We start from the raw sequence: 10835 nt of genomic DNA, 5'->3' as shown, positions 1-10835 counted from the left end.
TGTATTGGAATCTTGCTTTCATTCTTTGTCCTTTGTTTTACTATTCCATTCTAACAGGCTCGGTAAAATCTACCAAAGAATTAAAGCCGTCCTTAAGGACGGGGTTTTCAACCCAATTTTTTGATAATTTGCTGCATAGCGCTCTTCACCGTTTTGGCCACCAGGATTTTATCATTTTTAGCTAAAGCTGTTGTCCTTGAATTGGGAAGCCCACACTAACAGCCCTACGCGATGAGTGTTGGGTAGTTCACGAGTCTATCTAATGTTAACCCTGCCTCTGTATGTCAGTACAGAGGCAGGGTTATCAATTGACTATTGAGAATTATTTAGTTGTAGCTTAGCGCACGGTGCTTCGGGATTCCGCTTCAGGTAAGCGCCACCCACCCAGTCGAGTTATTTTAGCGCTGCGTTCGGCCAAGATTAGCAGCAAATAAATAGTCATTACATAGCCCGTGGCCAGAATGGGAATAATTAGAGGAATATCACGGTAAATCATAATTAGAGCCACCAGTCGAGGAGGAGAAGGTCAAACAGGGGGAGGACGGGTTCAACACCTACTACATTAAGTCAGCACACAAAACAACGCCTTGACTCTAAAGGCTGCTTTTTGATATAAAGCGATCGGGAAAAATAAACTTTTCCCTGTCCACTATCATTTACTGCTTTATTTATGCTTTAACAGCCTAAAGTGTTGCACTCTAGCTGCCTTGAGCTACCGCACACATACAATCCACTACCATTAACTCGTGTTTTTTTTGCTCCCATGAGCATAAAATACTTACCAGAGTTTTTGGTCGGGATCGGGTTAACAAGGCTGGCTCTAACAACCTCTTGCAGATACTCTAAAGCTGCCTGCTGATTTAGCTGGGCTTAATGTATGGAATTGTTTAAATCCTTAATATCTAGTATAGCACAGGTTTTATAGCATTTAAAGATTTTTTCCCAAAGTCCTTAACAATTCGATACAATAGGGTCACGTCTCTGGTAGCCTGCTGCTGCTCACCCTCAAGCCCATAACTTCTGGCTGATGACAGAGGATCGATCGCTATCGATCGCAGAGATTTTTGTTCCCGATCGCAGAGAATTACCTTAAAATAAAGATATGATATGTAAAATTTTGTTACTTTACGGCTTGAGTCGGCGTATCCATGATCTCTAGCACTCTCCTATTTTCCTCGGTTGAAGAAGACCTGCGACTGTTGACAGAAAACTTGAAACAGTTAGTGGGTGCCCGTCATCCCATTTTGTACGCGGCTGCGGAATACTTATTCGGCACAAAGGGAAAACGGGTGAGACCCGCAATAGTCTTGTTGGTCGCCAAGGCGACGATGCCCGATCGGGAAATCACGGAAAAACACCGTCGCCTCGCCGAAATCACGGAAATGATCCACACGGCAAGTCTAGTCCACGACGACGTGGTGGACGAGTCGGATCTGAGGCGGGGAGTGCCGACGGTTCACAGTCGGTTTAACAATCGAGTGGCAGTATTGGCGGGAGATTTTCTGTTTGCTCAATCCTCCTGGCATTTGGCAAATCTCGACAACCTGACAGTAGTCAAACTGCTTTCAGAAGTGATTATGGATTTAGCAGAGGGAGAAATTCAACAGGGACTAAATGGGTTTGATACCAGTTTGTCGATCGAAGCGTACCTAGAAAAAAGTTATTACAAAACAGCCTCTTTAATTGCCAACAGCTCCAAAGCAGCGGGCTGTTTGAGCGAGGTTTCAGCGGAAGTAGCAGACGATTTGTACAACTACGGTCGCAACATTGGTTTGGCATTCCAAATAGTAGATGATATATTAGATTTCACCGCTTCAACAGAAACTTTGGGGAAACCCGCCGGTTCCGATTTGATCAGCGGTAATCTGACAGCACCAGCACTATTTGCCCTGGAAGAAAAGCCTTACTTGGAAGTTCTCATAGAACGAGAGTTTGCCCAAGAAGGAGATTTAGAGCAGGCCCTAGCACTGGTGGCAGATTCTCAAGGTATAGCAAGATCGCGAGAATTAGCCACAAATCACGCACAGAAAGCGGTCGAATACTTGGCATCAATGCCCCATTCAGAGTCTCGCCAAGCTTTGATTGATTTGGCGGAATACGTTTTGAGCCGACTTTATTAGAAGGAAGAAGTCACCCCCCACCCCCCCCTGCCCCTCCCAAGGGGGATGGGGGAGGGGGGATGGGGGAAATTCACCAAGAAGGAAGAGGGGAGAGTGGGGGAGCAATGCCCAATGCCCCATGCCCAATTCCCGATGCCCAACTAAGCGATATCCGGGGGGAGATTGCTAGAATTTGACAGTAAAGTCGATCGATACTGTTGCAAGTAAACATTAATTAAGTTCTGCACTTGGTCGCGACTGACTTCCGTGCCGACTTCCAGATTGCCCGGAGTTTCAAAAAAAACAATACTGTCAAGACCTTCGAGAGCTAGCATCTGAAATAAAATGTGAGTAACAGGTATGGATACAGGCAAGATACGATCGCCCGCAGCAGCCGGAGCCTGGGAAGCATCTTTCAAATTACTCCAAGCATAAATCACCCGCTTCTCTTGCCCAGGTTGCTTGAGATTGCTCAAAACCGCGATCGCCCAACTTCGATCGAAGTTTTGCAAAATAAAGTATTCCAGATGCTCAAGCTGTTGGGCAAGTAATCGCAGCGCCGGGGAGATCGCCTCTAGAATTTGTGGTGTCGAACCGTCAGGGGGAGCTTTATCGATGAGTGCTCGAATCTGTAGATCTAAATCCATCGGTCGCTATAATTTGAGATTGGATATTCAGAATTTCAGGTTAGCAGGTGCGCGTCCAAGTATTGTAAAACTATGGGATAGCTGGGACAACCTGCAAGCATCTCGCAAATCTAAAGTGTTCTATCTAAAGTCACATGAGTGTGCTAATTTCAAGGTTAGTTGTAAACAATCATGCGGGAAATCTGCCAGAGCGTGGAAACCATCTTTCAACTGCTGTTAGACGAACTTACAAAGTCCACTCGCGCGTCTGAGCAGAATTGCCGGGATGTAGCAGGACGACTCGCAGCAGAAGTCAACAGGATATGCACAGAAAGCCAGCGGATTCAAGCCTCTGGAGACATAGAAGGTTCTGCCCTAGGTCTCGCCCAGCACCGCTTGCAACAATGCCTCCATTATTACAATTTAGGCTCCGGGCCAGGACGAGTAGAATTACACAGTACCCTCAGCGCGATCGTCTATCGCTACATCACTCCACCCCAGGTGCAATCTAGCTACCAGGCGCGGATTGAGCTGATCAAAGATTTCTTGCAAGGATTTTATCTCGAAGCTTTAAAAGCATTCCGGCGCGAAACGCAACTGCCACCCACCTACAGCCCCCGCACTCGCTTAGAATTAGCAGAGTACATGGCATTTGTAGAGCGCTTTGGTAAACGGCGTATTCCTTTGCCTCGGAACCGCAGCCAGCAACTAATTATTTTGCGGGCCCAAACCTTTTCCCAGCAGCAGCCCAAAGAAACCTCCGTAGATATGGAACAAGCCGCAGACGGAGGGGCTACAGATTCTGACCAAACCTGGAACGACTCTTCAGTACACTCAGTACGAGAGGCGATGGCCGGACAAGGTGCTAGTGGAATTCGCCCCAACGGCGAGGAGTCAGAGTCTCTGCGACAAAACGTGATTGACGAATTAGTTGCTTACTTGAAAGAGCGCAACCAACAAGAATGTGCAGATTATTTTGTGCTGAGGTTGCAAGATTTGCCAACCCAGGAAATAGAGGCAATTCTGGGCATCACTCCCCGCCAAAGAGACTATTTGCAGCAGCGCTTCAAATACCATTTGCTTCGGTTTGCGATGTCTCACCGCTGGGAACTGGTTCACCAGTGGCTAGAAGCAGACTTAGATCGAAACTTGGGTTTGCTGCCGGCTGAGTGGCAAGCTTTTTCTGAGCAAATTGGCCCAGAGGGACAGCGTTTGCTAAAGTTGAAGCAACAGGGTCTGTCAGATTCAGCGATCGCACAAACCCTCGGCAGCACGGTAGCCCAGGTACAGAAAAGGTGGTTTAAGTTGCTGGAACTGGCCTGGGAATTGCGTAATCGTTCAGATTCCGGAGAAGGGGCATCTAGTGATGAATAACGAAACGAACAGGGATGCAGAGGCTTTCGAGCGCCATTTTTTAGACTGGATATTGCAAGCGCCTGCGAATGCCTTGAGTAAAGATGAGGAAAAAGTAACTGGGCCGTTTCCCTCTCAAGAGTGGGACGACACAGGAGAGCCTTCCGAAAGGGAATACTGGGAATGGGACGAACCAGACCCACTTGAGTATCAAGTAGGGACCCAAAGCAATGAAACCGCACAACCGCTGACAATGGGAGAAATACCGACCGTGCAAGATCGTTTTCAGACTTTGTTAAAACAGAGGCTAAGAGCCTCGATTGAATCCAACCCGCCGCTGTTTCCTTGGGAAACAGAAATTCAAAGCTACGACCACGACTATCCAGACGATGTAACCCCCCAATGGGTTCCCCCCCTACACCTCTGGACACCCCAACTCCAAAATATCAGATGGGGACGCCTGCCAATTCCGATCGCCCAAGGGGTTTTTGCACAACTCCTAGAACCCTGTCAGAATCTGGTAATGTCGTCGCTGCTAGAAGGAAAAAAATTAGTTCAGGCTGTAGATAGCTTGTTTCCCGACCAATCTCAGGAACTCAACGAATTAGCTGGCTTAGTGCTCAGAGGTGCTGTGCGCGGAGTTGAAGTTTTAGATATAGAGGATTTTCCTAATTACGAAGCCGCAACAGCCGACCAACAAATGCTACTGTCGCTGATGGCCGCGCGGGAAATTCTGGATTCTCTAACTTTGAATTGTCCGGCAAATCAGTCGCCAGTATCACGAGAATGGCTGACTGCATTGGGTTCCCTCACTCTAGAAGCCCAATACCAGTCAAGGATTGACACAGAACATTCGATGACATCTTTGAGAGTTGAGTGTCAATTTCCCGGAGGAGGAAGTTTGGAACTTAAAGGAGAAAATGCACAAGCAAGTGCACAGCGACCAAATTCAGGTAATTTAAGTGTGGAGTTGTTTGACCCGCAACCTGACAAAACCTATGCACTAGAAGTTCGGTTCCAAAACTTCGATGCCAGACCTTTGATGTTTGCAATTCGTCCTACTTTGTCCGTCTAAAATTGCAACTAAAAAGGCAAATTTTAAATAAATAACTGCGTTTTTGAATAGGATTTTTACCGATCGCAATTTGGTAATCAGCCCCCAAATCAATCGGTATAAACAATCAAAAATAAATCAGGGAAAATCGAAGGGGTGAAAATGACAACTGATAACCTGCGAAAGATACCTTTTTTTGGTAAGCTGTGGGAGCAGATTGAGGCAATGCCTCCGCCGGTGACTGAGGATTCTTTACTGCTGCGAATCCTAGTTCAGTTGTTGGTAATAGTGGGAATTGTGGCTACGGATGTTGCTTCGGAAGAGAATCTCAATCTTTGGGCAGTGCCTGTTAGTATTGTGGGGGCAACTTGGAGTTGGTATCGCCGGCGCGATCGCAATGTAGCAGCTAAATTCTGCATCGCCATTGGTATGCTGGTGGCCCTGTTCGCCTTCTTCAGCCGTTTGGTAGGAGAATTGAACGATACAAGGTTAGTTTTGGCCCAACTATTAATTCAAGTTCAAGTGCTGCACAGCTTCGATTTGCCGCGCCGCAAAGATTTAGGCTACTCGATGGTAATCGGGCTGATTTTGTTAGGAGTAGCAGGGACTCTCAGCCAAACCTTGACTTTTGGACCACTGCTGTTACTGTTTTTAGCTTTAGCACTGCCAACTTTGGTTTTGGATTATCGATCGCGCTTGGGACTCTCCCAGCTAGACAAGACTAAGCAAAATGTAGAAAATCAAGATCAAAAAAACAAAAACTGGTCATTATTTGCAGCCACCTTATCTCCAAAATCTTTTGGTTTATTGTTGCTAATAACTGTGGGATTGGGGCTGACTATATTTGCATTTTTACCACGCCTCCCTGGCTATCAATTACGGACTTTTCCGGTGAGTGCTCCCATTGAATATAAGGGCGAGTTTGACTCCCGCAGTATTCTGAATCCGGGGTATGTCAGAGGGGGAAATCAAAAAGGAAGTGGCACAGGAAGGGGGAGAAACCCAGACAAAGGCCCAGGAGAGGTTGACTCTACTTTTTATTACGGTTTCAATCAGCGCATCAATCAAAATTTGCGGGGGGAAATGAAACCTCAAGTGGTGATGCGGGTGCGATCGCAGGCGGCGGGTTTTTGGCGGGTATTAGGCTTTGACAAATACACCGGTCAGGGCTGGGAAATTTCTCGCAACGAACAAGCTCAAAAGATTAACAGACCAAGGTGGTCCTATCAATTTTATCTGAATCCGTTTCCGAATGCACCCCGGACTCAAGAAGTAATTCAAAGTTATACTATTGTTGCTCAGTTGCCTAATTTGATTCCGGCTTTAAACAAGGCTAAGGAGCTTTATTTTCCGACTACGGATGTGGCGATAGATGCGGAGGGCGGATTGCGATCGCCTGTGGAGTTGGCTGAGGGTTTGACTTATACGGTGATTTCTAATGTGCCTTATCGCGATCGGAATTTGTTGGATAAAACTGGTACTGATTACCCGAAAAATATTCGCAAGTTCTATTTAGATGTGCCTCCGAAAATTGCGGCCAAGGTGCGGGCAAAAACCGAGGAAATATTGCTGGCTAGAACTAGAGTAGCTAAATCAGATAGAGCGATCGACTCTCCCTACGAAAAAGCTTTATATTTAGCTCAATATTTAAAGCAAAATCCGAATTATAAAATTGAAAAAGCCTTGCCTTATTTAGAAGAAAATGAAGATTTAGTCGAGAGTTTTCTGTTTGGTTATCAAAATACCCAGGGCGGCAAAAATATAACAGGTGGATATCCAGACCACTTTTCGACGGTGCTGACAATCATGCTGAGGTCGATCGGAATTCCGGCGCGGATGGTGGGCGGATTTGACACGGGGGAATTCAACCCATTTACGGGTTTATATATTGTCAAAAATACCGATGCTTTCTTGATGACGGAGGTATATTTTCCCAATTACGGCTGGTTTGCTTTTAATCCGATTCCCGGTTATCCTCTGATTCCGGCTTCGGTGGAAGATAACCAGACTTTTAGCGCCCTGGAATCATTTTGGAAGTGGGTAGCGGGTTGGCTACCAACACCTCTGAGAAGTGGGTTAGATTCAGTCATAGGTTTTGTAATTGGCTGGATTAGTTTAATGGTGGGCTGGTTTTTGGCGCAGTTGGCGAAGGGCTGGGTGGGGCTGTTTACTGGCTTAATTGCTGCGATCGCCTTTGGCTTCCTAGGCTGGTTAATTTGGCAACTGTGGCGTAAGTGGCGTTACCGTCGTTGGCTAGGGAAGTTACCGCCTGTGGAGGGGGTTTATCAGGAAATGTTGAAGGATTTGGCTAGTCGCGGATTTGCCAAAACTCGCGCTCAAACGCCTTTGGAGTATGCTGAGGCGATGCGCCAAAATCAGGGAACTGATGAAGCAGATGTGATTGAGGAGGTTTCTCAGGCTTATGTGCGCTGGAAGTACGGAGGGGAAATGGGTAATTTGAACCAGTTGCGGCAGTTGGTGGAGAATTTGAGGAAATCTCACTTAAAACAACTTAAAAAGCGCTGGTTTTAACTTAAACAGTCCTGGACTCAAAAAACCCGGTTTCTTCCAAAAATCGTCGTTTTTTTCCACAAATATTCACGCAGGGTTTCGAATCCGCGGTTCCTGAGCCACCAGGGGTTTTTGACCCCCAATGCGTCCAGGACTGATATCAAATCCTCTCTTCATTGGAATTATTAAACTCTCTCTTCTCTTCCTTCGCGTCCTACCCTACGGGAACGGCTTCGCCGAACGCGCCTTCGCGGTTAAATCATTCCGATACAACCGGAATTGATATGATTCAGTTTTTATTACGAAAAAACGGGTTAACCCTATGAGGTTAACCCGCCAGCTTAGAAACGCGCAGATCAATTAGTTTTGAACTACCAGCTTAACGTTGGCGTTTTGCAAACCACGTTGCTTGACTGCTGCCAAGGTTTTGTTCACTGCGTACTTCTGGTTGATCGAGTTGATCAACTCAGTTTGATTGTGCTTTTTGGCGACGCCCCACAAGTCTGCAATCAAGTCGAAAGAACCGTCGCTATTGCGAGACCAACCCAAGTCATATTCGCCTTCGAGAGTTGCTACGATGTCGGAGCGAACACGTTGGCCGTTGTAGCCGCGAACATCAGCTTCTGACTTGACTGTGATACCCAAGTCGCGTAGGGAAGCTTTCAAGATTTCGGCATCGGTGATTTTGGTACGCAGAGTGCTAAAGTGAGACATTGGATTTCCTCCTAATAGAACTGAGAGAGAAACAACAACGGTCTGGACTTAACGGTGCCGCTGGGCGGCTCTTGAATCGAACTGCTAGCTGTGGCTAGCCTTTGCTCCTGTTTGGACCAGGAGAAAGCTTTTAGAATTCCATGCGCTGGTATTCAGCGACGGAAGACGCAGCGGGCCGTGCGCGCTGTCTCGCCCAATCTCGGAGGGCGCTGACCTGTTCGGTCATGGTTTTAGACAGTGGCAATGTGGATTTAATGGCCGCGATGATATCTAACTGCGTAAACTCTCTATCTTGAGCGAAGGCTTCGTACATGGCTGCTACTAGCCCTTGCTCAATCTCGGCGCCTGAAAAGCCATCGGAAACGTTGGACAGTTGCTCTAAATCGAAGCGAGAGATGTCCATGCGCCGCTTTGACAGGTGAATTTTGAATATATCTTGGCGTTCTTCTTTCGTTGGCAGGTCAACAAAGAAGAGCTCGTCGAATCGCCCTTTCCTCAAGAATTCCCCCGGTAACCGCTCGATGCGGTTGGCTGTTGCCATGACGAAAACTGGGGAAGTTTTTTCTTGCATCCAAGTGAGGAAGGAACCGAAAATTCGGCTGGATGTGCCTCCGTCTGAGTCTGCCGAACCAGTGCCTCCTGCAAAGGCTTTGTCTAGTTCGTCAATGAAGAGGATGGCTGGAGAGATGGATTCTGCGGTTTTTAGGGCGTTACGGAGGTTAGCTTCCGATCGACCTACCATCGATCCGTCGTAGACTCTACCCATATCGAGACGCAGCAGAGGCAGTCCCCAGAGGCGGGATGTAGTCTTGGCAATCAGCGATTTTCCGCATCCGGGTACACCAAGAATCAGCATTCCTTTGGGTTGGGGCAAACCGTATTCTCTCGCTCTCTCTGTGAAAGCGTTGGAACGCTGCTTGAGCCACCGTTTGAGTTCTTCTAAGCCGCCGATTGCATCCAGGGTTTCGTCTTCTTCGATGAACTCTAGAATGCCGTTGCGCCGAATTAGCTGCTTTTTCTCGGAAAGAACTATGTCTACTTCCTCTTCTGTCAAGCGCCCTTTGCAAACTTGGGCTTTGCGATAAACTTTTTCGGCTTCATCCTTGGTTAACCCCAAGGCTGCTTTCAAGAGTTTTTCTCGCCCTTCTGTGGTAATGCGTCGCGATTTGGTTTGTTCCAACTGGCTAGACAATACTTGGTTTAGTTCCGCCATGTCTGGCAGGGCGAAGTCTAAGACTACCACTTCTTTTTCTAGCTCGATCGGAATTTGCTGCAAAGGAGACATCAGTATAATTGTCTTTTGTGTTCCTTTGAAGTTGGCGATCGCATCACGCAACAACCTAGTTACAGCCGCATCATCTTTAAAAGGATGAAGATCCTTGAAAATATAGATACTGGGGTTGCTGTTAGGTTCTCGCTGCCGGATCACCCATTCCAGAGCTGCCTGTGGCGAGAGCGTGTTTTGCTGGGCGTTTGTCCTAGGTTCACCGTACTTTAGCATACCCTGGGTTACAGTCCAGACAAAGACTTGCCGTTGTGGTTTGCCTTGAGCTATTGTCCAAATTGCTTGCTCACACCGCTCTTCCTCGGATGTCACGAGGTAGATCAGAGGATATTGAGCTTGGATTAGAATACTGATCTCTTCTTGCATATTCCTCGACCCACTAGAGACGGTGCTATCTTGGCTAAATCTCAATGCTGCCATTAGCTGAAAACTGACTATTTCAGTTCTAGCCGCTTGCGGAAGCAAGGCATTCTTAGCAGGGAACTAATTCTTCCTCTCCCGGTAGGGCTGTGCTGGCGCTGACGCCTGACACCTGCTTGACTGGAAGCTCCTGCTCAGCCAATACGCTTGGCTGACTTGTTAACGATGCCAGTTCTCCATCTCGCATTACTACTGAACCCGTGCATTCTGGACAAGTGTATACCCGATGGGTTTGTCCGTAGGAGGCTTCTACTTCGTCAACCAGTTCGGAGTTTCCTAGGTAAAAGACAATTGCCCTTTCTGCAATTGATGACATCGGTTCAGATTCTACTGCGGCTTTGATTTTGAGCTGGCGATGCAGTTCAGGTGGAAGATACAGTGTAACTTTTTGCTTTTCTTGCATAGGACTGTGAATTGACTTACCCGGGTATGTATATCAGAATAGCGGCTCCTTTCTTGGCTGTCAAGACTCTATACAGTTTTAACGTCACTTTGTAATATTTCGTTACAATATTTCGGTTCTCAAACGACAAACTAGGGTATGTAGCTGATGAGTCTGGGGCGCTGGGAGGATAGTCAAACCATATATATATATTGAGTGGGCATTGAGTGGGCGATCGCCGACTTGCCCATCTTTGCGATCGCCACAGTGGCACTAACGGCTCGGAACCAAAAGTTTCATTGCATCTATCTAAAGGTATCTATATGGCGATTATTGTAACAGAAAACTAGGCTATTTTACTAAACTTCAATCGTCCTTTGGGTTGATGTAA

9 protein-coding genes are annotated in these 10835 nt (G+C 47.0%); 4 read left to right on the top strand and 5 right to left on the bottom strand.

Translation table 11 applies throughout. The annotated features are described in order from the left end of the window. Positions 1–337 precede the first annotated feature (337 nt). Positions 338–496 carry a hypothetical protein gene (locus tag ACBR23_RS04745; RefSeq protein WP_341732012.1) on the bottom strand — a complete coding sequence of 53 codons (159 nt, stop codon included), beginning with the start codon at positions 494–496 and terminating at the stop codon, positions 338–340. Between the two features lie 652 nt (positions 497–1148). Here ACBR23_RS04745 and sds point away from each other — a divergent pair. Further along, positions 1149–2120, top strand: a complete 972-nt coding sequence (sds, locus tag ACBR23_RS04740; protein WP_340520005.1) for a solanesyl diphosphate synthase — start codon at positions 1149–1151, stop codon at positions 2118–2120. 140 nt (positions 2121–2260) lie between these two features. Here the strand turns inward: sds and ACBR23_RS04735 are convergent, their stop codons facing one another. Beyond that, positions 2261–2746, bottom strand: coding sequence for a hypothetical protein (locus tag ACBR23_RS04735; protein ID WP_371114435.1), 486 nt, complete (start codon positions 2744–2746; stop codon positions 2261–2263). Positions 2747–2917: 171 nt separating this feature from the next. On the opposite strand from ACBR23_RS04735, the gene hetZ reads away from it, so the two are divergent. The 3 genes from hetZ to ACBR23_RS04720 all read left to right on the top strand — a co-directional run bounded on the left by hetZ (position 2918) and on the right by ACBR23_RS04720 (position 7664). Next, the gene (gene hetZ, locus ACBR23_RS04730; protein ID WP_341735625.1) at positions 2918–4099 is read left to right on the top strand and encodes a heterocyst differentiation protein HetZ; all 1182 of its coding nucleotides are present in this window, start codon (positions 2918–2920) and stop codon (positions 4097–4099) included. Beyond that, a complete protein-coding gene (locus ACBR23_RS04725) occupies positions 4092–5153 on the top strand; it encodes a hypothetical protein (RefSeq protein WP_371114436.1) in 1062 nt (353 codons plus the stop codon). Before hetZ ends, ACBR23_RS04725 begins: the two co-directional genes overlap by 8 nt. A 141-nt stretch (positions 5154–5294) precedes the next feature. Beyond that, positions 5295–7664 (top strand): transglutaminaseTgpA domain-containing protein, encoded by a 2370-nt coding sequence (locus ACBR23_RS04720; protein ID WP_371114437.1) that lies wholly within the window; start codon positions 5295–5297, stop codon positions 7662–7664. Positions 7665–8003: 339 nt separating this feature from the next. On the opposite strand, the gene ACBR23_RS04715 is transcribed toward ACBR23_RS04720, so the two are convergent. From ACBR23_RS04715 to ACBR23_RS04705, 3 genes are all read right to left on the bottom strand, one after another. Further along, the gene (locus ACBR23_RS04715) at positions 8004–8357 is read right to left on the bottom strand and encodes a DUF1257 domain-containing protein (protein ID WP_341733643.1); all 354 of its coding nucleotides are present in this window, start codon (positions 8355–8357) and stop codon (positions 8004–8006) included. Between the two features lie 130 nt (positions 8358–8487). Beyond that, positions 8488–10008 carry an AAA family ATPase gene (locus ACBR23_RS04710; protein ID WP_371114438.1) on the bottom strand — a complete coding sequence of 507 codons (1521 nt, stop codon included), beginning with the start codon at positions 10006–10008 and terminating at the stop codon, positions 8488–8490. Between the two features lie 106 nt (positions 10009–10114). Further along, positions 10115–10465, bottom strand: a complete 351-nt coding sequence (locus ACBR23_RS04705; RefSeq protein WP_341733642.1) for a hypothetical protein — start codon at positions 10463–10465, stop codon at positions 10115–10117. Positions 10466–10835 lie beyond the last annotated feature (370 nt).

Origin of the sequence: Microcoleus sp. (genome assembly GCF_041354475.1) — a bacterium.
In the GTDB taxonomy this organism is placed as follows: domain Bacteria; phylum Cyanobacteriota; class Cyanobacteriia; order Cyanobacteriales; family Microcoleaceae; genus Microcoleus.
The sequence above is the reverse complement of the archived record's forward strand: the minus strand, read 5'-3'. Positions and strand labels throughout refer to the sequence as shown.